Origin of the sequence: Enterobacter sp. SORGH_AS_0287, from assembly GCF_031453695.1 — a bacterium.
Lineage (GTDB): Bacteria > Pseudomonadota > Gammaproteobacteria > Enterobacterales > Enterobacteriaceae > Enterobacter > Enterobacter ludwigii.
In genome coordinates this window covers 2403781-2427737 of sequence record NZ_JAVIZW010000001.1, presented here as the reverse complement: position 1 = coordinate 2427737, position 23957 = coordinate 2403781, and the positions used below count along the sequence as shown (strand labels likewise).

Annotated in this window: 19 protein-coding genes, 1 tRNA gene and 1 pseudogene; 15 read left to right on the top strand and 6 right to left on the bottom strand. The window is 55.5% G+C overall.

Going from position 1 to position 23957, the window contains the following annotated elements:
• Position 1: 1 nt before the first annotated feature.
• From QE396_RS11560 to folD, 3 genes are all read right to left on the bottom strand, one after another.
• On the bottom strand, positions 2-1501 hold the full coding sequence (locus QE396_RS11560; RefSeq protein ID WP_020885159.1) for a PTS transporter subunit EIIC: 1500 nt from the start codon (positions 1499-1501) through the stop codon (positions 2-4).
• Between the two features lie 220 nt (positions 1502-1721).
• Positions 1722-1934, bottom strand: coding sequence for a ribosome-associated protein YbcJ (gene ybcJ / locus QE396_RS11555; protein ID WP_014168944.1), 213 nt, complete (start codon positions 1932-1934; stop codon positions 1722-1724).
• A 1-nt stretch (position 1935) separates the two neighbouring features.
• Complete coding sequence (folD, locus tag QE396_RS11550; RefSeq protein WP_014168945.1) at positions 1936-2802, bottom strand: bifunctional methylenetetrahydrofolate dehydrogenase/methenyltetrahydrofolate cyclohydrolase FolD; 867 nt, start codon at positions 2800-2802, stop codon at positions 1936-1938.
• A gap of 310 nt (positions 2803-3112) precedes the next feature.
• Here folD and fimA point away from each other — a divergent pair, with 310 nt between their 5' ends.
• From fimA to sfmF, 6 genes are all read left to right on the top strand, one after another.
• Positions 3113-3676: a type 1 fimbrial major subunit FimA gene (gene fimA, locus QE396_RS11545; protein ID WP_020885158.1), complete on the top strand. Its 564-nt coding sequence runs from the start codon at positions 3113-3115 to the stop codon at positions 3674-3676.
• 67 nt (positions 3677-3743) lie between these two features.
• A complete protein-coding gene (fimI, locus tag QE396_RS11540) occupies positions 3744-4289 on the top strand; it encodes a type 1 fimbrial protein subunit FimI (RefSeq protein WP_020885157.1) in 546 nt (181 codons plus the stop codon).
• Between the two features lie 34 nt (positions 4290-4323).
• Positions 4324-5016, top strand: coding sequence for a type 1 fimbria chaperone FimC (fimC, locus tag QE396_RS11535; RefSeq protein ID WP_020885156.1), 693 nt, complete (start codon positions 4324-4326; stop codon positions 5014-5016).
• Between the two features lie 14 nt (positions 5017-5030).
• Positions 5031-7592 carry a fimbrial biogenesis usher protein gene (locus tag QE396_RS11530; protein WP_020885155.1) on the top strand — a complete coding sequence of 854 codons (2562 nt, stop codon included), beginning with the start codon at positions 5031-5033 and terminating at the stop codon, positions 7590-7592.
• Positions 7585-8592 (top strand): type 1 fimbria D-mannose specific adhesin FimH, encoded by a 1008-nt coding sequence (fimH, locus tag QE396_RS11525; protein WP_020885154.1) that lies wholly within the window; start codon positions 7585-7587, stop codon positions 8590-8592. The genes QE396_RS11530 and fimH overlap by 8 nt, the downstream gene beginning before the upstream one ends.
• A gap of 9 nt (positions 8593-8601) precedes the next feature.
• The gene (gene sfmF, locus QE396_RS11520) at positions 8602-9126 is read left to right on the top strand and encodes a fimbria assembly protein (RefSeq protein WP_032677571.1); all 525 of its coding nucleotides are present in this window, start codon (positions 8602-8604) and stop codon (positions 9124-9126) included.
• A gap of 51 nt (positions 9127-9177) precedes the next feature.
• On the opposite strand, the gene fimZ is transcribed toward sfmF, so the two are convergent.
• The 3 genes from fimZ to QE396_RS11505 form a co-directional block, all read right to left on the bottom strand.
• Entirely contained in the window at positions 9178-9810 is a 633-nt protein-coding gene (fimZ, locus tag QE396_RS11515) for a fimbria biosynthesis transcriptional regulator FimZ (RefSeq protein ID WP_014168952.1), read from the bottom strand.
• A gap of 812 nt (positions 9811-10622) precedes the next feature.
• Positions 10623-11339 (bottom strand): response regulator transcription factor, encoded by a 717-nt coding sequence (locus QE396_RS11510; protein ID WP_032670711.1) that lies wholly within the window; start codon positions 11337-11339, stop codon positions 10623-10625.
• Positions 11340-11363: 24 nt separating this feature from the next.
• On the bottom strand, positions 11364-12062 hold the full coding sequence (locus tag QE396_RS11505; RefSeq protein WP_020885151.1) for an EAL domain-containing protein: 699 nt from the start codon (positions 12060-12062) through the stop codon (positions 11364-11366).
• Positions 12063-12340: 278 nt separating this feature from the next.
• Here QE396_RS11505 and QE396_RS11500 point away from each other — a divergent pair.
• From QE396_RS11500 to QE396_RS11460, 9 genes and pseudogenes are all read left to right on the top strand, one after another.
• A tRNA-Arg gene (locus tag QE396_RS11500) sits at positions 12341-12417 on the top strand.
• 330 nt (positions 12418-12747) lie between these two features.
• Positions 12748-13764 (top strand): iron ABC transporter substrate-binding protein, encoded by a 1017-nt coding sequence (locus QE396_RS11495; protein ID WP_020885149.1) that lies wholly within the window; start codon positions 12748-12750, stop codon positions 13762-13764.
• A 24-nt stretch (positions 13765-13788) separates the two neighbouring features.
• The gene (locus tag QE396_RS11490) at positions 13789-15363 is read left to right on the top strand and encodes an iron ABC transporter permease (RefSeq protein ID WP_014168956.1); all 1575 of its coding nucleotides are present in this window, start codon (positions 13789-13791) and stop codon (positions 15361-15363) included.
• A 1-nt stretch (position 15364) separates the two neighbouring features.
• On the top strand, positions 15365-16405 hold the full coding sequence (locus QE396_RS11485) for an ABC transporter ATP-binding protein (RefSeq protein WP_020885147.1): 1041 nt from the start codon (positions 15365-15367) through the stop codon (positions 16403-16405).
• Positions 16406-16620: 215 nt separating this feature from the next.
• Positions 16621-18804: a TonB-dependent siderophore receptor gene (locus QE396_RS11480; RefSeq protein WP_020885146.1), complete on the top strand. Its 2184-nt coding sequence runs from the start codon at positions 16621-16623 to the stop codon at positions 18802-18804.
• A gap of 102 nt (positions 18805-18906) precedes the next feature.
• Positions 18907-20295, top strand: a complete 1389-nt coding sequence (gene pheP / locus QE396_RS11475) for a phenylalanine transporter (protein ID WP_020885145.1) — start codon at positions 18907-18909, stop codon at positions 20293-20295.
• Between the two features lie 184 nt (positions 20296-20479).
• A pseudogene (locus QE396_RS11470) lies at positions 20480-21719 on the top strand (MFS transporter).
• A gap of 15 nt (positions 21720-21734) precedes the next feature.
• Positions 21735-22760: a sugar phosphate isomerase/epimerase gene (locus tag QE396_RS11465; protein ID WP_020885142.1), complete on the top strand. Its 1026-nt coding sequence runs from the start codon at positions 21735-21737 to the stop codon at positions 22758-22760.
• A complete protein-coding gene (locus tag QE396_RS11460; RefSeq protein WP_020885141.1) occupies positions 22753-23895 on the top strand; it encodes a Gfo/Idh/MocA family protein in 1143 nt (380 codons plus the stop codon). Before QE396_RS11465 ends, QE396_RS11460 begins: the two co-directional genes overlap by 8 nt.
• Positions 23896-23957 lie beyond the last annotated feature (62 nt).

Genomic DNA, 23957 nt, shown 5'->3' with positions numbered 1-23957 from the left:
ATTATTTGCCAATCATGGTGGACATGGTCTGGGCGATAAACTGTGCTCTGGCACCGAAAATCACCTGAATACCGTTATCACCGACGAACACTACGCCGCGGGCGCCAAGGCCGTTCAGACCGTCCTTATCAACCGCTTCACTTTTTGCCACTTCCAGGCGCAGACGGGTGATGCAGGAGCCGACGGAGTCGATGTTGTGCGCGCCGCCCAGCAGGTTGATGATCTCTGTGGCGAGTTCTGAATCTGACTTATCGTCCGTACTGGCGGTCACTTCTGTACGGCCCGGCGTTTTCACGTCGAAACGACGGATCACAAAGCGGAACGTGAAGTAGTAAATCAGGCCCATCGGAATGCCGATAATAATGGCGTTCAGGAAGTTGGTTTTGTAGCCGTTAAATGACGGCAGGATCCCGAACGAGAGGTAGTCGATAAAGCCCGCAGAGAACGACTTGGCGATATGCGCATGCAGCAGATACATGGTCATGTACGCCAGACCGGCCATGATGGCGTTAAAGACGTACAGAATAGGGGCGACGAAGATAAAGGTAAATTCAACCGGCTCGGTGATCCCCGTCAGGAAGCAGGTGAGCGCCGCAGAGAACAAAATACCGGCCGCGATTTTCTTATTTTTGGTGTGCGCTTCGTGGTACATCGCCAGACACGCCGCAGGCAGCGCGAACAGCATCAGCGGGAATTCACCCTGCATGAACTTACCGGCGTTCTGGTAGCTGTCACTGCTGAAGGATTTGACCCCTTCTTCCAGCATCTTGAACCAGATGGTCTGGTCGCCGTGAATCACCTGACCGGCCTGGGTGGTGTAATCCCCAAACGAATACCAGAAAGAGGGATACCAGATGTGGTGCAGGCCGAGCGGGATCAGCGCGCGTTCCACCAGACCGAAGATAAAGGTCGAGGCTGCCTGATTATCGCCATTAACCACCACGGAGAGCGCGTCGATGCCCGCCTGGATATGCTGCCAGACATACGGCAACAGCAGGCCGAGCAGGAAAGAGAGAAACGCTGTCGCAATCGCCACAAAGCGTTTCCCGGAGAAGAACCCGAGGAACTCTGGCAGCTGCAGGGTGTGGAAACGGTTATAGCACCAGGCGGCGAGAATCCCGCAGATCAGGCCGCCGAAGACGCCCATCTGCAACGTCGGGATGCCGACCACCATCGCGTATTTGCCGCCCTGAGACGCCATTTCCGGCGTGATGCTCAAGACGGTGCTGATGGTGATGTTGGTGACAAACACCGAGACCGCCGCCGAGAGCGCGGCAATGCCGGACTCGGATGCCAGCCCCACGGCGGAACCAATGGCAAACAGCATCGGCAGGTTATCAAAGATAACCCCGCCCGCGTTCATCATCAGCGGCAGGTGAAACTTATCGCCAAAGGCCAGCAGCAGGCCCGCAGCGGGAAGCAGTGAAATTGGCAGCATTAACGCGCGACCAATCATCGATAATTTAGAGAGCGATTTAACAAACCCTGATATCAGACTCATGCTGATTTCCCCCGAGTAGCGCTTTTTTTGGCGCTGTTATTGTAAGTAGAACGTTTTAGTAGAACGTTCTACTTATCGTGGGGAAAGAGTGAAAAACGCGCAACAGAATTTTCACTTTTCAACAGATGAAATAGTGATTATTTGAAGTCGATCGATAATTAACCGTGATGGGTGTGGGGGAATGTGGGTTCCCTCTCCCGACGGGAGAGGGGGGAGAGCATCAGGCGGTCACCGTCACGGTTTGCCCTTCAAAGCTCACGGTCTGACCCGCGACAATTTTGCAGCGCTTGCGGGTTTCCACTGCGCCGTCTACCTTAACAAGCCCGTCGGCAATGGCGATTTTGGCCTGTGCGCCGCTTTCGGTCCAGCCTTCCAGCTTCAGCAGATCGCACAGCTCAACGTGCGGGTGTTTACCTAATGAAAATGTGGCCATCTTACGCGTCCTCTACGTCGTGGTACTCTTCGCACGCCTGCAAAGTATTCTGAATCAGTGTGGCAACGGTCATCGGGCCTACGCCGCCCGGTACTGGGGTAATGTAAGAGGCGCGAGCCGCAGCATCTTCGTAAACCACGTCACCGACCACTTTCCCGTTTTCCAGACGGTTAATACCGACGTCCACAACGATCGCGCCTTCTTTAATCCATTCACCCGGAATAAATCCCGGCTTCCCGACCGCCACGATCAGCAGATCGGCGTTTTCTACGTGATGACGCAGATTTTTGGTGAAGCGGTGGGTCACGGTGGTGGTGCAACCAGCGAGCAGCAGCTCCATGCTCATCGGACGGCCGACAATGTTTGATGCGCCAATGACCACGGCGTTCAGACCGTAGGTATCGATGTTATAACGCTCCAGCAGCGTAACGATACCGCGCGGCGTGCACGGACGCAGACGCGGGGCGCGCTGGCACAGACGGCCCACGTTGTACGGGTGGAAACCGTCAACGTCTTTGTCGGGGGCGATACGTTCCAGCACCTTCACGTTGTCGATGCCGGCTGGCAGCGGCAGCTGAACCAGAATACCGTCGATCGCGTTGTCGGCATTCAGGGTATCAATAAGTTCCAGCAGTTCTGCTTCGCTGGTGGTTTCCGGCAAATCGTAAGAGCGGGAGACGAACCCCACCTCTTCACACGCTTTGCGTTTGCTGCCGACATAAATCTGCGATGCCGGGTTGCTGCCGACCAGCACAACGGCCAGCCCGGGGGCGCGTTTTCCGGCAGCTTTACGCGCCTTCACTTTTTCCGCGACCTCAGAGCGCACCTGCTGCGCAATCGTTTTACCGTCAATAATCTTTGCTGCCATCAGAGAGAAGATTCCGTCTGTAACGTTTGAAAGGGGGGATTGCCTGTATTTTGTCAGAAGCGAGCGCCGCTGTCAGTCACCCTTTGCGAGTTTTCATCAGGAGGCCGTAAAAACCCTTCTGAGGGGATGGTCAATTTCTTAGGCAGGATTAGGATGTGACCTGGCGAAATGACAGCGTTTTGACATATTTTAAAATACATTCATGAGCTACTTTGTCTCCTCCGAAATAAGCTTTCAATTAATCAATTGAACGTATTTCTTATTCCCGATTATTCGCGGGAAGGGTTATTTACATTTTAAAGGAATAGACATGAAACTCAGCAACATTGCTTCTACTGTTATTGCTACTCTGGCCCTGGTTGCGGGTGCCGCAAATGCAGAAGATACAGCCACTCCGGTTACCGTAAATGGCGGTACCGTACACTTTAAAGGTGAACTGGTTAATGCTGCATGTTCAGTAAATACTGATTCTTCCGAGCAGACGGTTAACCTGGGCCAATACCGTACCGCGAAGTTCACGAAAGTGGGTGACACCACCTCTAATATTCCGTTCACCATTGAACTGAATGATTGTGACCCGCTGGTTGCGAAAACGGCCGCAGTTGCGTTCACCGGTCAGATCGACGCAACCGACAAAACCCTGCTGGCGGTAACCTCTGGTAACAACGACAACTCCGCGAAGGGCGTGGGCATCGAGATCCTCGACAGCAAATCCACCACCCTGACTCCAGATGGTTCAACCTTCTCTGCCGCGCAGAACCTGATCGAAGGGACTAACACCCTGAACTTCACCGCACGTTACAAATCAACGGCTGCGACCACCGAGCCAGGCCAGGCAAACGCTGACGCCACTTTCGTAATGAAATACGAGTAATTCCTCCGCACAGGGATGTTCAGGCCTCAGGGAAGAGGCCGTCATACGCTAAGGCCAGGAACGAAGGATGACAAGGACCGGAACACTACTGCTGTTAACCCTTGCGATGGCCTGCCAGGCCTCAGCACATACCGTGGTGATCGACGGCGGCAAAGTTCATCTCAGAGGTGAGCTGGTGAACGGCGGCTGCGCCGTGGCACCCGACAGCCAGAACATGCGCATCGAAATGGGGCAGTACCGAACCAATTCATTTTCCGGTGTGGGCAGTTTTTCCACGGTCAATGTGCCCTTCACCGTGCGGCTGCTGGATTGCAGCGTGGATGTCTCGCGCACCGTAGGCATCCAGTTTCAGGGCGTTACGCCAGCAGAAGATCCGCAGGTTTTTCTGGCGACATCGCGGCCAGGTGAATCACCGATAAGCAGCGGCGTCGGGCTGGCTCTATTTGACGAACAACAACGTCAGATTATCCCGAACGCAACGGCCGTCAGCTGGTTGCCGGTGAATACCAGTGAGCTTGCGTTTCATTTTAGCGCCCGCTATCGGGCTATTTCCGAACACCTCGTGCCAGGCAATATTCAGTCGGATGTCTGGTTTACGTTGATTTATCCATAACACCTGCGAACACATTATTAAAGGTACGGTTGTGATGAATACCCTAATTAAACCAGGACTGTTTTTATCGTTAATTTTAATGATGGTTTCTGCATGCGCAAATGCTTCCGGCGGTATTGCGCTGGGGGCCACCCGCGTTATTTATCCGGCAGATGCAAAGCAAACTTCGCTGGCGATCACCAACAGCAATAAACAAGAGCGCTATTTAATCAACGCGTGGATCGAAAATGCGAACGGGCAAAAAGAAAAAACCTTTGCCGTGACCCCGCCGCTGTTTGTCAGCGAGCCGGACAGCGAAAACACGCTGCGCATTATTTATGCCGGGCCCGCGCTGCCTGCCGATCGTGAATCGCTCTTCTACATGAACGTGAAAGCGATCCCGTCCGTGAACAAAGCGAAAACGGAAAACAATAACGTGCTGCAGCTGGCTATCCTGTCGCGGATCAAGCTGTTTGTCCGCCCGACAAATCTGCCGATGCAGCCGGAAGAGGCGCTCTCGCAGCTGCGTTTTGAGCGCGTCGGCAACCACCTCAAAGTCAGTAACGCTTCGCCGTATTACATCACGCTGGTCAATATGAAGCTGGGCGGACAGACGCTGGATAACCTGATGGTTGCGCCTAAAAACTCGGCGCAGCAGGTACTGCCAGCCGCCGCAAGCGGTACGCTCTCCTGGCAGAGCGTGAATGACTACGGTGCCATTACGCCGGCGCGTAGCGTCAACCTGTGAGCAGAGTCAGCGCGATGAATAATCACCAGGGACGTTACTGCCCGGTCGCACTGGCGCTGATGGCAGCGCTCTGGCCACAGGCTGGCTGGAGCGAAAGCTACTTTAACCCGGCCTTCTTGTCCGATGACACCGCCAACGTGGCGGATTTATCGCGTTTTGAACAAGGTCACCAGCAGGCGCCTGGCGTTTATCGCGTGGATATCTGGCGTAACGATGAGTTTATCGCGACGCAGGATGTTCGCTTCGAGCAGGCCGACAATACACCGCCGGTTGCCGGTGGGCTGTCGCCGTGCATTACGCGCGTGATGCTGGAGCGTTTTGGCGTCAATATCGCAGCCTTTCCTGAGCTGGTTAACGTGAAAGGGGAGACCTGTATTCCCCTGGCGAAGGCTATTCCCGGCAGTGAGATCGCGTTCAACTTCGCCTCGCTGCGCCTGAATATCAGCCTGCCACAGGTGGCGATGCAGAACAGCGCACGCGGCTACATTCCGCCCGATCAATGGGATGAAGGGATCCCTGCCGCGCTGGTGAACTACAGCTTTACCGGCAACCGCGGGAGCGAGGACGACAGCTATTATCTGAACCTGCAGAGCGGGCTGAACTATGGCGCCTGGCGTTTACGCAATAATGGCGCATGGCGTTACACACAGAATAACGGGCAGCGGCACAGCAACTGGCAGAATATTGGCACCTGGGCGCAGCGCACCGTGATCCCGCTGAAAAGCGAGCTGGTACTGGGCGACAGCAATACCGGTAATGACGTTTTCGACAGCGTGGGTTTTCGCGGCGGGCGGCTCTTCTCGTCTGACAGCATGTACCCGGACAGCCTGCAGGGCTACGCACCAACCGTTCGCGGCATCGCCCGAACACCCGCCAAAGTGGTCGTTCGACAAAACGGCTACGTTATCTATCAAAGCTATGTACAGCCTGGCGCCTTTGCCATCACCGATCTTAACCCAACCTCGTCAAGCGGTGACCTTGAGGTGACGGTTGAAGAGAAGGATGGCAGCCAGCAGCGCTATACCGTGCCGTATTCCACCGTGCCCCTCCTGCAGCGCGAAGGGCGCTGGAAGTATGACCTGGTGGCCGGGGATTACCGCAGCGGCAACAGCGAACAGGATACGCCATTCTTCACGCAGGGTACGTTGATTACCGGGCTTGGCGACGGCTACACGCTGTACGGCGGTACCCAACTCGCGTCACGTTATACCGCGGTGGCCATCGGGGCCGGGAAAAACCTCGGTGACTGGGGGGCGGTGTCGCTCGATATCACCCATGCCCGCAGCCAGCTCGCGGATGACAGCCGCCATGAAGGGCAGTCGCTGCGTTTCCTCTATGCAAAATCGCTTAACGGATTCGGAACCAACTTCCAGCTGCTGGGCTACCGCTACTCCACAAAAGGGTTCTACACCCTGGACGATGTCGCGTGGCGTTCAATGGAAGGCTACCAGTATGCCGACAACCAGGATGATGACGGTGTGCCGGATGTGGAGAGTTATCACAACCTGACGTGGAATAAAAAAGGGCGCTTCCAGCTCAATATTTCCCAGTCGCTGGGGGATTACGGCTCGGTCTATATCTCCGGTAGCGAACAGACGTACTGGGGCACCGATGAGTCCAACCTCTGGTATCAGCTGGGATACGCGGGCGGCGTGAAGGGCGTCAACTACTCCGTGTCCTGGTCATGGAACAAATCCGTCGGGATAGACGGCACGGACCGAATCGCGTCGTTTAACGTCTCCGTACCGTTCAGCCTCTTTACCCGCCAGGGTTTTCGTCGGGACAGCGCCATTGACCGCGCCTATGCCACGGCGTCAGCCAGCCGCAACAGTGATGGCGACACAAGCTGGCAAACCGGGGTCAGTGGGACGTTGCTGGAAGATCGCAACCTGAACTACAGCGTGACCCAGGGCCACACCAGCAATAACGGATCAAGCGGAAGCGCCAGCGCGAACTGGCAGGCAACCTACGGCACGCTGGGGGTGGGCTACAACTACGCACGCGACCAGCACGATCTCAACTGGCAGCTCTCCGGCGGCGTGGTCGGCCATGCGGATGGCGTAACCTTCAGCCAGCCGCTGGGTGATACCAACGTTCTGATCAAAGCGCCGGGAGCATCGGGCGTGAGCGTGGAAAACCAGACCGGTGTGAAAACCGACTGGCGTGGCTATGCGGTGATGCCGTATGCCACCGTCTACCGCTATAACCGCGTGGCGCTGGATACCAACACCATGAGCAATAACACCGATATCGAAAATAACGTGAGCAGCGTGGTGCCGACAAAAGGGGCGCTGGTGCGCGCCAGCTTTGATACCCGTATTGGCGTGCGCGCCCTGCTAACCGTCACGCGCGGCAACCAGCCTGTGCCATTCGGTGCCGTGGTGCGTGAAACCCAGAGCGGCGTCACCAGTATGGTGGGCGATGACGGACAGATTTACCTGAGCGGCCTGCCGCTGGAAGGTGAACTGCTGATCCAGTGGGGCAACGGGATGCAATCCCAGTGTCGTGCGCACTACAGCTTGCCAGAAAAGAGCCTGCAACAGGCAATCACACTTAAGGGGATTCGCTGTGAGTAAAATCCATTGCCTGGCTTTATCACTTCTCTCTATTTTGCCCGTGGGGAATGCCTTAGCCACCGTGTGTGTGAATGAAAAGGGCGTCCCTACGGAGGTGCATTACGACCTGACGGATAAATTTAACAGTTCGAATAACCAGATCGGACAGGTGGTGACGCTCAGCGAGAAATCGCAGTGGGTGGGGGTGAATGCCGTCTGCCCGAAGGGTACCACCGGGAACACGACCAAACGTAGTTATGTTACCGATTACCCGGTCACGGGAACAAGTGATGGCTATCAGTACCTGAAGCTAAACGACTATCTGGATGGGGCAATGAAAATTACGGACAGCTTTGCTGGCGTATTTTATCCGCCCAAAAGTTACATCCAGATGGGGAGTCACCCGAACGTCTCTAAAAACAAACCGTTTGGCGTTCAGGATTCCAGCCTCGTCTTTCGCCTCAAAGTGACCCGACGGTTTATAAATATGGTGGTGATCCCGCGGGCGACCATGTTCCGCGTCTATGTCACCACTACCTCTTCTGATCCGTTAACCTCGCCGGTCTACACCATCAGCTACAGCGGGACCATTCAGGTGCCGCAAAGCTGCGCCATCAATGCGGGGAATATCGTGGAGTTTGACTTCGGTGATATCGGGGCCTCCCTGTTCAGCAAGGCCGGGGCGGGTAACAAACCGGAGGGGGTAACCGCGCAAAGCAAAACCATCGCCATCAAATGCACCAACGTGGAAGCGAACGCAATGCTGACGATGCGCGTTGAGGCAGAAAAGGTCTCCAGCAACGCGGTGGTGTCGGATAACCCCGATGTGGGGTTTGTGATTGCCAACGAAAGCGGTACCCCGCTAACACCCAACAACCTGACCAGCAAAATTCCGTTCCGGCTCGACGACAGCGCGCAGGCGCAGGTAGGGATCCGGGTCTGGCCAGTCAGCGTGACGGGGAATAAGCCTGCGGAAGGCCGTTTCACGTCGCGGGGTTATCTGCGTGTGGATTACGATTAAGGGGAAGAGATGCGGAACCGGAACTGGCATTTCGCCGCGATGACACTGATGATGCTTCACGCCAGCGCGCAGGCAGCCACTGCGCTGGGGGAGATCAATATTCAGATGTACGGCAACATTGTTGATTTTACCTGTGTGGCCGAGGGCAGCGATAGCGACAAGAGCGTTACGCTGGGAACCTGGCCCACGAAACAGCTCAGCACCACGGGAAGCCGCACGCAGCCCATGCCGTTTACGCTGAAGCTGACCGGCTGTCCGCCAGGTGCGGCGTCCATCACGTTTTCGGGTAAAGCCGACGGAAGCAATAACGGGTTACTGGCGCTCAATGACGCCAGTACGGCAAGCAACGTTGCCGTCGAGATCAGGGATGCGGATAAAACGCGTCTGGCACTTCAGCAGGCCAGCCAGTCTGTAGCGGTTGATGCGCAAGGAAATGCGACATTGTCATTTTATGCCAATTATATTGCCACTGCTGATAACCCTCAGCCCGGACGGGCTGATGCTGATGCCACTTTCATGATTAATTATAATTAGCGCTGACCGCACTCCCTGCAGCTCGGATAAGCTGCAGGGAGTGAATTCAGGTTATAGCAGTTCGTGTGCTTTGGCATAATCAATTAATTCAACGATGCTTTGCACACCCAGCTTGGAATAAATATTGGATTTATGTGCGCTGATGGTTTTGTTGCTTAATAGCAACTGCTCTGCAATCTCCTTATTGGATAAACCATTTGCCAGGTAACGTAATACCGTCACCTCACGATTCGATAATGGCATATCCGCGACCATCCCTTTCCCCGAACCCAAATGGTTTATAAAATTCAACGTTTCCGACGGGAAAAAAGAATAGCCCATCAGGATCATTTCAACGGCGTTGTAGATCTCGCCCAAATCTTTTCGTTTACTGACAAAACCATTTGCCCCGGCGCGAATGGCGCGTCCCGCATAAAAAGACTCGGATTTTGAAGAGAGGAACAGGACCTTGATGTCTTTATTTAAGTTTCTGATTCTCTTCAGTAAAGCGAAGCCATCTGTGCCCGTAAGTTCGATGTCCAGGATCACCAGATCGATAGGGTGGTTACGGATACAGTCAAGGACTTCATGGCTGTCGCCAGACTTGAGTTTGACTGTGATGTTTTTATTTTTCTGTAGCAGGACTTCTATCGACATTCTGACGATAGGGTGTTCGTCCATAATGATAACGGATGCCGGTTTCATTTTTAATGCCTCAGACTGTTAAAAGCGTTATGCCGAGTTTGGTTAAAACTCTCGAAATGCCGGAAGGATAAATGTGCAGATCCTTATACCGTAGTATTTCCCTGGAAAGAGCGAAAGCATCCTTGTTAACGTAGTGAAGAAATCTATGCCTCAGCGCGGTCATCTCATTTGGCTGGTGTTGGCAAAAAGGTTTTTCTTATTCATATTTGATACGCGTCTTATTATACCGTGTAAGTTTTTTCCGAAAACCCTGTAAATTACCCCTCGCTTATTACTTTGTATTATCTTCTGGATCCGAATAGCTATTTTTTTAAAATTAGCTTAAATATCCTGTTATCCCATTTACCGCATCTTTTGATCTTTATGTAATAACAAAAAATGACATATCACACTGTATGTTGATCAAATGTTAACAAATCGACGGCCGTTTTCAGGGGCTGAAAGCGGGATCGGATGGCGAAAAAGTGTTCACAGAGGGCACCAGACCTTCGTTTGAAAGTGATCGGGTCGCCGCCGGAAAGGGCTCCCGTCGTACAGCAGAACATACTACAGACTTCGCTTTCGACTGCCAGGCAGTCTCGCCGAGCCGCTTGTTTTTACATCATTATCGTCTTATTAACTCCTTTATCAAACACTTAACGCACGGAGGAAAGTGCTGCAGATTATTCATTCTGTGACATTTCACATGGTTTAAGCCCGTAAATTAGGAATAGTTATAAAATTGAAATTATTGTTAAAATTTAACAAATAAGTAACATGATTGATAAGTAAATTCCTAAAGGTCTTTAGGAAATAAGGGCTTAGTAGGTGGGTTAGAAGGTGCAGTCTGAGAGGTTATTGAGAAGGTGTAGCAGTTCCTGGCGATGGGTCAGACCCAGTTTCAACAGAATGCAGCTGAGACGATAGATAATGCGGCTATAGGGGCGATTCTGCATCAACGCTATCTGGCGAAGGGTCTTCCCCCGCGATAACTCCTGCAAAATAGGCCATTCGGTGCGGGAGAACCAGTCTTTATCGCAGCCCTGGGGAGGGCTGGTATCCATCAGGCTGTGCTGGAAAGCAGACGGCGTCAGCTGACGTTCGAGCACGTGAAAAGGGCCCGCCGCTTTGCAGAACAGGCGAGTATCGTAATTATCCGCCCTGACTAACAGATAGGGCGTCAGAAAAGGGGGATAGAGGCTATGCCTTCTGAGCTGATCCAGCTTGTCGATCAGCGCAGTGGAGCGGCTTTCAATATCCACCACCAGGCGGGCGGAAGGCCACTGGGCCAGGGCGCTAAACGCATCCTCCAGCGAGGGATAGTCGCAACAGCTGCTCAGGGGGAATTGGCCGTTGAGAAAACCGGTGCGCAGAAAATGATCCTCCGTCACCAGAATGATAAACGGAGCGTCTGTTTTGCGGGGCTGGCTGATGGACTGACTCAAAAATTCGAGCCGGTCGAAGAAGGGGGGAGCAAAAGGCGAGTGCGTAAATCCCAGTGCATCACTTCCTGTACGCCGCCGCCGGTAACGGCGCACTGTCATTCGCATGGCCTCCCCCCTGGAAATGGCTTTTTAATCCTCCGGCCATGTCCAGGACGGCCAGTAATAGCCCTGGCCGAGTTCTGCGCCTGCCTGCAGTGCCCAGGTACAATCCTGCTCAGTCTCAATACCTTCAATAAGCACTTTCCCGGCAAGCTGAAAGCACCGGGACACCAGTTGCCGTAGCGCGGGCGTGGCGCGTAAACGCCAGAATGCATCCTTATCGATTTTTACGCCGCTTAACGGTAACTGGCAGGATAAAAAGGGCGGGATGAGTGTTTCATCAATGTCATCCAGCCAGATACCGTGACCTTGTCTTACGAGCTGCAACAGGCTCCGGGTAACGGCCTGCCTCTGCGCGGCTGACAGCGTTAAAAAAGCACTGGGGTCGACAAGTTCAATATTCAGCGGCGGACATTTTATCCGGCTAAGCCGCTGAAAAGCGTCCGGCTCTGTCAGGACGGTTATCGGCAGATTAATGAAAAAATTATTACAGTGCGGGGTATTTTTTAACGCGGTGAGCTGTGCTTCAAGCAGCATTATCGACCAGTCTGCAGACTGATGGCGGAAAAAGGCTTCGCTATGCTGCGTTTCAGACAGGACGCTAAGGACCTCCACGCCGACCCTGCGTAAAGAGGAGAGGGCGACGATGGGCTCAAGTTTGATGCCGACGATGTCCTGAGAAAGGTACTGTAACCGGGGGGGCGTATAGGTCAGGTTTTGCGCTGTCACTCCATGGTCCTGTTGTCTGTCAGCCTCCAGGCGGCCGGGATACCTCACACTAGTGTGACGAGCTGACGCTCAGGAAAACAGCAGGCGTTACTTAAATGCAACTAAGCCTTTTCGCAGCGCGAAATTCTACGACGGAAAAGCGATGAATGTTGAAAAAACAGCCGTATTTACAATCGGCTAGCGGTAATTGCCCCTGAAAGCCGAAAAGGCATTGACTCACCTGTCATTGACCGTATAATTCCAGGCGTTTCACCACCGCGAAGTTCACTCTTCTCAGTGCGCCCTTAGCTCAGTTGGATAGAGCAACGGCCTTCTAAGCCGTAGGTCGTAGGTTCGAATCCTACAGGGCGTGCCATTTACTGCCTTCACCCTTTTGCGCTTCCACTCTTCCGTTTTACGCTAAATACACGTTTATGCCGATCTCATTCTGTCGATTAAATAATCTGGAAATAAATAGAACGCTAATGAATATTTGTTATTTTTCCAGCCTAAGGTTTTCTTAATCTTTATTTCATCCATTTTTATAATCTGGATTTTTATCATATTTATCCGCTGTATAAGAATATTTTACACTTTTACGACTAAACTTGATTGATACTAATTATCATTAGCGTTTTTGTATGCTTTAATCCTGTCCCACAACGCTATGCGTGGTAAATCACCCTGGTCTATAAAGGATATGTTCATGAATTCTCGCCTGTTGTCATGCTTCTCGCTTGCCTTGTTGTCTTCATCTCTTTTCCTTTCCACACAAGCATTTGCCGCTGATAACAACGAAGGTATCGTTGTTTATAACGCGCAGCATGAAAATCTGGTGAAGGCGTGGGTAGACGGTTTTACCAAAGAAACGGGTATTAAGGTGACGCTGCGTAATGGCGATGACAGCGAGCTGGGTAATCAGCTGGTTCAGGAAGGCACGGCATCACCTGCAGACGTGTTTCTGACGGAAAACTCGCCTTCAATGGTTCTGGTGGATAATGCCAAACTGTTCGCGCCACTGGATGCAGAGACCCTGAAGCAGGTGCCTGCGGAATTTCGTCCTGCGCACGGCCGCTGGATCGGGATTGCTGCGCGTAGCACGGTGTTTGTCTATAACCCGGAAAAATTGAGCGAACAGCAATTGCCAACATCGCTGATGGATCTGGCGAAACCTGAGTGGAAAGGCCGCTGGGCGGCATCGCCGTCAGGCGCGGATTTCCAGGCGATCGTAAGTGCGATGCTGGCCCTGAAAGGCGAGCAGGCCACCCTTGAGTGGCTGAAGGCGATGAAAACCAATTTTGTGGCCTACAAAGGTAACAGCACCGTGATGAAAGCCGTTAACGCCGGCCAGATTGATGGCGGTGTGATTTATCACTACTACCGTTTTGTCGATCAGTCCAAAACGGGTGAAAACAGCAAAAACACCCAACTCTACTACTTCAAACATCAGGATCCGGGTGCCTTTGTCAGCCTTTCCGGCGGTGGCGTACTGGCGTCCAGCAAACACAAAGAACAGGCTCAGGCATTCATCAAGTGGATCACCGGCAAAGAAGGTCAGGAGAGCCTGCGCACCAATAACGCGTTTGAATATGCGGTTGGCGTGAACGCGGCCTCTAACCCGAAACTGGTTCCGCTGAAAGATCTGGATGCGCCGAAAGTGGAACCTTCAACGCTTAACAGCAAAAAAGTTATCGAGCTGATGACGCAAGCCGGCCTGCTGTGATCCTGAGAGTTAAGTGAACGCCTTATGTCTGGTCTGAGTCTCGACATCGGAAAAAACAGGATGCAGGAGCCTGCCCGCAGGCGACCTGCGCTGCCGATGGTTGCGTTAGCTGTCTTATTTTCATTAATGGCGCTTCTGCCTCTGGGTTTTATCATTGCCATTGGCATTGAGACGGGCTGGGAGACCATTAAGACACTGGTGTTCCGCCCGCGTGTTGCTGAGCTGCTCAGCAACACGCTGTGGCTGACGGCCTTAGCGGTTCCGCTTTGTATTGTGACCGGCGTGGCGATAGCCTGGCTCACGGAGCGTACCCGACTGGCCGGGCGGGGAATATGGTCTGCGCTGGCGGTCGCCCCGCTGGCAATCCCCGCGTTTGTACAAAGCTATGCCTGGGTGAGCGTCGTCCCCTCCCTGCACGGTCTTTCCGCGGGAGTATTCCTCTCTGTTTTAGCCTACTACCCGTTTATCTACATGCCGGTTGCCGCGGTACTGCGCCGCCTCGACCCGACCCTTGAAGATGTGGCCGCGTCGCTCGGCACGCCGCCGTGGCGGGTCTTTTTCCGCGTGGTGTTGCCGCAGCTCAAGCTTGCTATCTGCGGCGGGGCGCTGCTGGTCGCGCTGCACCTGCTGGCGGAATACGGCCTGTACGTGATGATCCGCTTTGATACGTTCACCACCGCGATTTATGACCAGTTTCAGTCTACCTTCAGCGGCCCGGCAGCCAATATGCTGGCGGGCGTGCTGGCCTTATGCTGTCTGGCCATCTTAATGCTGGAAGGGGTGACGCGCGGAAAAGCACGCTATGCGCGCATCGGCGGCGGGGCCGCACGTGAACAGAAACGCTGGCCGCTGAAGCCGGTCGCGGCCACGCTGGGCCAGCTGTTTTTCCTCACGCTGATCGTGCTGGCGCTGGGCGTACCGTTAATTGTGCTGTGTCGCTGGGTCTGGCTGGGCGGTATTGAGAACTGGATGAGCGCGGACCTCTGGCACTCCCTGCGCCAGACGCTCATGCTCGGCGTGGGTGGCGCACTGCTGACCACGGCCTGCGTGATCCCCATTGCGTGGCTCGGTATCCGTTATCCGCACCGCGTCTTCCGGATGCTGGAAGGGTGTATCTACATCACCAGCTCGCTGCCGGGGATTGTGACCGCTCTCGCGCTGGTAACGGTGACGATTCATTACGCCCGCCCCATTTATCAGACGGAAATTACATTGTTCCTCGCCTATCTGCTGATGTTTATGCCCCGCGCGCTCATCAACCTGCGGGCCGGGATTGCACAGGCGCCGGTAGAGCTGGAAAACGTGGCGCGTAGCCTTGGCAGCACGCCTGCGAAGGCGCTGTGGAGCGTCACCATGCGGCTGGCCGCGCCGGGTGCCGCCGCGGGGGCTGCGCTTGTTTTCCTCGGCGTCAGCAACGAACTGACCGCCACGCTGCTGCTCTCCCCGCTGGGAACACGCACGCTTTCCACCGGTTTCTGGGCGCTGACCAGTGAGATCGATTATGTTGCCGCCGCACCGTACGCGATGCTGATGATCCTGATTTCACTCCCGCTGACCGCCATCCTCTACGTGCAGTCGAAAAAAATTGCAGGACTATGACATGCTTGAATTGACGTCCATTTCTAAATCCTTTTCCGGTGTGCAGGTGCTCGACAGCTTAAACCTGAGCGTTGCGCCGGGGAGCCGGACGGCGATAGTCGGGCCGTCCGGGTCAGGGAAAACGACGCTGCTGCGCATTCTTGCCGGCTTTGAAACGCCGGACGCCGGGCGGATAGTGATGCAGGGCCGAACGCTGTTTGACGAAAACAGCTTCGTTCCCGCCCATCTGCGCGGCATCGGCTTTGTACCCCAGGAGGGCGCGTTATTCCCGCATCTCAGCGTTGCAGACAACATTGCCTGGGGGCTGGACGGTACGCGCCACGAAAAGCGCCAGCGCGTAGAGGCGCTGATGGAGATGGTGTCGCTGGACAGGCAGCTCGCGCCCCACTGGCCGCATGAGATTTCTGGCGGACAGCAGCAGCGTGTGGCGCTCGCCCGCGCGCTGGCTCAGCGTCCTTCATTGATGCTGCTGGATGAGCCGTTCTCGGCGCTCGATACCGGTCTTCGCGCCATGACCCGCAAAGCGACCGCTGACCTGCTGGCGGAAGCGGGCGTTGCCTCGATTCTGGTGACGCACGATCAAAACGAAGCGTTATCTTTTGCCACCCAGGTGGCGGTAATGCGTTCCGGGCGCTTCACCCAGGTGGGTACCCCGTATGACGTCTACACTCAGCCCGTTGATGAAGAGACCGCGCTGTTTCTGGGCGACGCAGTGATCCTGCCCGCTCAGCTTACCGCCGGCCATGCGGTGTGCGCGCTGGGTGAGATACCCACCAACAATACGCATGCCACCGGGCAGGGCCGGGTCATGATGCGCCCTGAACAACTGCGCGTGACGGCGTGCGCGCCGCATGAAAGCCCGGTGTCGATAATTGATGTCGATTTTACCGGTCATTTGTCCACGCTCACCCTGGCGTTTGCCGGGCATCAGGAGCCTGTTGTTCTGAAGACTGTAAGCCAGCCTGGCTGGAATCCGGGTACGGCTGTGCGTATTGATGTTGCGGGAACCGCCCGCGTTTTATCGTTCTCCCGCCGTGCCTGAAAGACCGTCCCGGAAACGGGGCGGTTATGCCACGCTATCCCGTCCATACGTCCTCCTGCTTTCCCGCGCCTGTTAACCGATTTTCTCACGCAGTGACGTGCGTTTACGCTTGCCAACAATCATGTAATGCGTATAGTTCTCATTTGCATTGCACTTGATTACATTCTAAGGCCCGACAACGGGCCCTTTTTGCGCGCACGTTTAATGAGTTAATTATGAACAACACGAAAAGGCATAAAACGCTGCTGGCTCTCGCCATTGGCGCGGTCACGCACTCCGCCCTGGCGGCGGATGAAAAGAAAGAAGACACCCTGATTGTCGAGTCTGCGCCTGCCAGCGATTTTAAACCCGGCGGCGACCAGCTTGTGCCGGCGTTCCTTGACGGGCAGGTGGCGAACGGTGGACGCATGGGGATGCTGGGGCAGCAGAACGCCATGGACGTGCCGTTTAATATCATCAGCTACACCTCGAAGCTGGTAGAAGATCAGCAGGCGAAAACCATTGCTGATGTGGTCGCTAACGACGCGGGGGTGCAGTACGTTCAGGGTTACGGCAACAGCGCCGAAACCTTCCGTATCCGTGGCCTGAAGTTTGACGGGGATGACATGACCTTCGGCGGCCTGTCCGGCGTTCTGCCGCGTCAGGTGGTGGATGCGCAGATGGTCGACCGAATTGAGATTTTTAAAGGGGCAAACGCCCTGATGAACGGCGCGGCAAGTTCAGGCGTGGGGGGAATGATTAACCTTGAGCCGAAACACGCGGATGAAACGCCGCAGGCAAAAGTGGGCGTCGATTACACCTCCGATTCCCAGTTTGGCACTACGCTGGATGCGGGCCGTCGCTATGGCGACAACGACCAGTTTGGCGCGCGCGTGAACCTCGTCCATCGCGAAGGGGAAAGCGGGGTGCCCAACGATCGCCGCCGCACTACGCTGCTCTCCACCGGCCTCGACTACAAAGGCGACAATTTCCGCACCTCTCTGGATGTGGGGTATCAGAAGAAAACCTTCCATGGCAGCCCGGCCAGCGTCAATATCTCCGCCGTGGATTTCGTACCTGAACCGCCGAAAAACGATCGCAACTTCTCGCAGAAATGGGCCTACAGCAACATCGAAAATGAATTCGGGATGTGGCGCAGCGAGTACGACATTACCGATAACTGGACGGCCTATACCGGCCTCGGCGCACAGCACGCTCACGAAGAAGGGATTTACAGCGCGCCGAAGCTGCTGGATAAAAGTGGTAAGGCGACGGTCAGCCGTCTTGATACCAACCGCATCAGCGATTCCGTCAGCGGGATGGCGGGTATTCGCGGTAACTTTGCTACCGGCTTCGTAACGCATAAAGTCAACGTCGGTTACTCCGCGATGACCAAAAACGAAAAAATCGGCTGGAAAATGTCGTCGGCGGCGGATAACCCAACCACCAATATCTATCACAATACCGGTGTGGATATGCCGGACAGTTCCAGTTTCAACGGCTTAGGCGGAAAATACAGCGATCCGCTCACCAGCGGGCGAACCCGGACGCAGGGCTGGCTGTTGAGTGATACGCTGGGCGTGCTGGACGACAAACTGTTGTTTACCGCCGGGGCGCGTCATCAGAAGGTGGTCATTCGCGGATACAACAAAATTACCGGGCAGGAAAATAAAGCAGACGGCTTCGACGGCAGCCGCTGGATGCCTACCTACGGCGTGGTTTACAAGCCGTGGGAGGCGATCTCCCTGTATGCCAACCACACCGAAGCGCTGCAGCCGGGTCAAACAGCCCCCAACACCGCCACCAACTACGGGCAGAGCACCGGCATCGTTCACTCTAAGCAGAACGAAGTGGGCGTGAAGGCGGATTTTGGTCGCGTGGGCGGCTCCCTGGCGCTGTTTGAGATCAAAATGCCGTCGGCGATCCTCAACAGCAACGGTCATTATGGTCTTGATGCCGAGCAGCGTAACCGCGGCGTGGAGCTGAATGTGTTCGGTGAGCCCCTGCTGGGCGTCCGTCTGAACGCCAGCGCTACCTGGCTGCAGGCGGAGCTGACCAAAACCAACAACGGCCTCAACCAGGGCAATGATGCGATTGGCGTTCCGAATTTCTATGCCGTTCTGGGCGCAGAGTATGACATCAAACCGATTGATGGCCTGACCGCTACCGCGCGCGTGAACCACTCCGGCACGCAATACGCGGACCTGGCGAACACCAAAAAGCTGGACAGCTACACCACGCTGGATCTGGGTATGCGTTATCGCTTCGCCGTTAACCACAATCAAAATCAGATGACGGTGCGTGCGGGTATCGACAACGTGACTAATGAAAACTACTGGTCCAGCGTGGATGATTCAGGTACCTACATCACCCAGGGCGAACCGCGTACCTTTAAAGTCTCGGTGGGCTACGCATTCTGAGAACGCCGCTCGTTATCCGGGGCAGGGATGCCCCATTCCCTTGCTACCACCAGCCTGAAGTGTTAAAACGTGCCCCTTCTAAAAAAGAGACAGGGGTAGGGCGTGAAAGACGCGTCATCCGCTTCAGGCACCGGTAGTGCTGAAGCTTCGTCGGAACAGAATCCGACGCTGCAACGTGGTTTGCAAAATCGACATATACAGTTAATTGCCCTCGGTGGGGCTATCGGTACCGGGCTGTTTCTCGGCATCGGCCCGGCCATTCAGATGGCGGGGCCGGCGGTATTGCTGGGTTATGCCCTCGCCGGGATTATCGCCTTCCTGATCATGCGCCAGCTTGGCGAGATGGTCGTCGAAGAGCCAGTGTCAGGCTCGTTCGCGCACTTTGCGTATAAATACTGGGGCCCGTTTGCGGGGTTCCTCTCCGGCTGGAACTACTGGGTGATGTTTGTGCTGGTGGGGATGGCAGAGCTGACCGCCGCTGGCATCTACATGCAGTACTGGCTCCCGGATGTGCCCACCTGGATTTGGGCGGCGGCCTTCTTCATCATCATTAATGCCATCAACCTTGTGAACGTCCGTTTGTACGGTGAAACCGAGTTCTGGTTTGCGCTCATCAAGGTGCTGGCGATTATCGGCATGATCGGTTTTGGCCTGTGGTTGCTGTTCTCGGGTCACGGCGGTGAGCGTGCCACGATCGACAACCTGTGGCAGCACGGGGGGTTCCTGGCGACCGGCTGGAAGGGGCTTATCCTTTCGCTGGCGGTGATCATGTTCTCTTTCGGCGGGCTGGAGCTGATTGGTATCACTGCCGCTGAAGCGCGCGACCCGCATAAAAGCATTCCGAAAGCGGTCAACCAGGTGGTGTACCGTATTCTGCTGTTCTACATTGGTTCGCTGGTGGTATTGCTCGCGCTCTATCCCTGGGTTGAGGTGAAATCAAACAGCAGTCCGTTTGTGATGATTTTCCACGATCTCAACAGCAATGTGGTGGCCTCAGCGTTGAACTTCGTTATTCTGGTGGCGTCACTTTCGGTCTATAACAGCGGCGTCTACTCCAACAGTCGAATGCTGTTTGGCCTCTCCGTGCAGGGGAATGCGCCGAAGTTCTTAACCCGCGTCAGCCGTCGCGGCGTGCCGGTGAATTCTCTGCTGTTGTCCGGTGCGATCACCTCTTTGGTGGTGGTGATCAACTATCTGCTGCCAAAAGAGGCGTTTGGGCTGCTGATGGCGCTGGTGGTTGCCACCCTGCTGCTGAACTGGATCATGATCTGCCTGGCGCACCTGCGTTTTCGTGCCGCGATGCGTCGCAAGGGACGTGAGACGCAGTTTAAAGCGCTGCTTTATCCGGCAGGAAACTATCTCTGCATCGCTTTCCTCGGGTTGATCCTTGTGCTGATGTGCACCATGGACGACATGCGGCTTTCCGCGATGTTGCTCCCGGTGTGGGTCATCTTCCTGTTTGCGGCATTTAAACTTTCCCGCAAGCAATAATGCATGCCGTCCTCTCCCGGTGGGAGAGGGCGAGCTATCCGGTTTCTCATCCCAACGCGATTAACCTCTTTATCGTGACCCCTCTCCCAAATCTCTCCTGATCCACAGGATCTTTATTTTGTAATCGATTACTTTTCATTTGAGGGTATTTGTAATCGATTACTTTTATAGGGTGAGGCTCATTATGGTGTCAACAACTGAAAGTAGTGGAAAGGTGATAGCGCAGCACCGGCTGCTGGTTCCGCGTCTGTCACTGATGATGTTTCTGCAGTTTTTTATCTGGGGTAGCTGGTCGGTCACGCTGGGTCTGGTGATGACCCAGCACAACATGTCGTTGCTGATTGGCGATGCGTTCTCCGCCGGGCCCATCGCCTCTATTTTGTCGCCGTTCGTGCTCGGGATGCTGGTGGATCGCTTCTTCGCCTCGCAGAAGGTGATGGCGGTAATGCACCTGGCGGGCGCGGCTATCCTGTGGTTCGTTCCGGGGGCGCTGATCGCTGAAAATGGTGCGCTGCTGATTGGCCTGCTGTTTGGCTACACGCTTTGTTATATGCCGACGCTGGCGTTTAACGAACAACATCGCGTTTCACAGCCTGGCAAATGTCGATAAAACCTTCCCGGTGGTGCGCGTGTTCGGCACTATCGGCTGGATTGTCGCGGGGATCTTTATCGGCGTTACCGGCGTGGCCTCCAGCGTCACGATCTTCCAGGTTGCGGCGGCGAGCTCCGTGCTGCTGGCGCTCTACAGTCTGACGCTGCCGCACACGCCCGCCCCGGCAAAAGGGCTGCCGGTCCAGATTCGCGATCTGTTCTGCGCTGATGCGTTTGCCCTGCTGAAAACCCGCCACTTCCTGGTCTTTTCCGTCTGCGCAATGCTGATTTCCGTGCCGCTTGGCACCTACTACGCTTACACCGCCTCATACCTGGCGGATGCCGGGATTGCTGATGTCAGCACCGCGATGTCGTTCGGCCAGATGTCAGAGATTGTCTTCATGCTGGTGATCCCGCTGCTTTTCCGTCGTCTGGGCGTGAAAGTCATGCTGCTGGTCGGCATGCTGGCGTGGTTTGTCCGTTACGCGATGTTTGCCATGGGGGTGAGTGAGGAGGGACGTTTCCTGCTCTATCTCGGCATCCTGTTGCACGGTGTGTGCTATGACTTCTTCTTTGTGGTGGGCTTTATCTATACCGACCGCGTGGCGGGCGAAAAGGTGAAAGGCCAGGCGCAGAGCATGATCGTGATGTTCACCTACGGCATCGGCATGCTGCTTGGTTCGCAGATTTCTGGCGCGCTGTATAACCGTCTGGTGGCGGGACAGGCCGTGCCGCAGGCGTGGGTCACCTTCTGGTGGATCCCGGCGGTGGCGGCAGCGGTGATTGCGCTGATTTTCCTTCTCACGTTCAAATATGACGATGACAAGGCGTAACGTTCAGGAGGTGGTATGAGAACGATTAAGGGACCCGGTATTTTCCTGTCGCAGTTTATCAGCGCAGAAGCGCCGTTTAACTCGCTGGATGGGCTGGCAGGCTGGGCAGCAGGTAAGGGCTACAAAGCCGTGCAGATCCCCTGCAATCATCCGCACATTTTTGACGTGGAGAAAGCGGCTGAGAGCCAGGCTTACTGTGACGACATTACCGGCACGCTGGCGGAGCACGGACTGGCGATCAGCGAGCTGTCGACCCATCTGGAAGGGCAGCTTATTGCGGTGAACCCGGTCTACGGCGACGCGTTTGACCATTTCGCGCCGGCAGACGTGCGGGGTAACGACGCGGCCCGTCGGGCGTGGGCGACCAGCAAATTGAATCAGGCGGCGGCGGCCTCCGAAAAATTAGGCCTGACAGCGCACGCCACTTTTTCTGGATCGCTGGCGTGGCCATTTTTCTATCCGTGGCCGCCGCACAACGCGCAGCGTTTTCAGGACGCTTTCCAGACGCTGGCAACCCGCTGGCGGCCCATTCTGGACACCTTTGATGAGCACGGCGTCGATGTCTGTTATGAGCTGCATCCGGGGGAAGACCTGCATGACGGCGTGACGTTTGAGCGTTTTCTGGCGCTGGTGGACAACCACCCGCGCTGCAATATTCTCTACGATCCCAGCCATATGCTGCTTCAGCAGATGGACTACCTGACGTTTATCGATCTTTACCATGCGCGCATTAAAGCGTTTCACGTCAAAGATGCAGAGTTTCGTCCTAACGGGCGCAGCGGCGTATACGGTGGCTACCAGCCGTGGCTTCATCGCGCGGGTCGCTTCCGGTCGCCGGGCGACGGGCAGATCGACTTCACCGGTATTTTCAGCAAACTGACCCAGTACGACTACGAGGGCTGGGCAGTGCTGGAGTGGGAGTGCTGTCTTAAGGATGGCGATACCGGTGCCCGCGAAGGCAGCGAATTTATCCGTCGTCATATCATTCCGGTATCCGGGCGCGCGTTTGACGATTTCGCCGCGGGAGGCAGCCATGATTAACGTCGGGATCGTCGGCAGCGGCTTTATCGGCCCGGCGCACATTGAGGCGCTGCGGCGCCTCGGCAGTGTGCAGGTGGTCGCCCTGTGCGACAGCTCGCTTTCACAAGCGCAGGAAAAGGCGCGCCAGCTGAATGTGCCCCATGCTTACGGGAACGTTGAGGCGCTGCTCGCCCATCCGGATCTGCACGTGGTGCATAACTGCACGCCAAACCATCTGCACGCAGAGATGAACCGTCAGATTTTGCGGGCGGGTAAGCATGTTTTTTCCGAAAAGCCGCTGTGTATGACCCCGGAGGAGGCCCGCGATCTGGTGGCACTGGCTGAGCAGGCGGGCGTGGTACACGGCGTCAGCTTTGTCTATCGCCAGTTTGCGATGGTGCGCCAGGCGGCCAGCATGAGGCGCGAGGGCAGTCTCGGTCGGCTGTTTGCCACGCATGGCAGCTATCTGCAGGACTGGATGCTGCTGGAAACCGACTACAACTGGCGGGTGGATGCCGCGATGGGCGGGGCGTCGCGCGCGGTGGCGGATATTGGCTCCCACTGGTGCGACACGGTGCAGTTTGTGACCGGGCGGCGGATCACCGACGTGATGGCCGACCTCGCCATCGTCTGGCCAACGCGCAAGGCCAATGCGGCAGGAAACCGGACCTTCACGGATGATCGCAGCGCGAACGATGAAGACAAACCGGTCACCACCGAAGATTTTGGCTCGGTGCTGGTGCGCTTCGACGATGGCAGCAAAGGCAGTTTTAACGTCTCGCAGGTCAGCGCCGGGCGCAAAAATCGGCTGACGTTTGAAATTAACGGCAGCGAACGGTCCGTGGCGTGGGATCAGGAGGTGCCGCAGCAACTCTGGATCGGCCATCGCGCGCAGGCAAACCAGACCCTCTCCGACGATCCAAACCTGATGAACCGTGACGTGGCCGAAAGCGCCCATTTTCCTGGCGGACATATCGAAGGCTGGCCTGATGCCTTTAAAAATATGATGGCGCAGTTTTACCGCGCCGTGATGCAGGGGGAGATGCCGGCACAGCCGCTGTTTGCGACGTTCCATGACGGCGCGAACGTCATGTATATCATTGATGCGATAGTGAAAAGCCATCAGCAACAGCGCTGGGTGCGCGTTGCGTATTGACGCGTTGCCCGGTTCGCCGGGCAACGAATTTATGGTAGCCTGCATAAAACGTTAACCGCAGG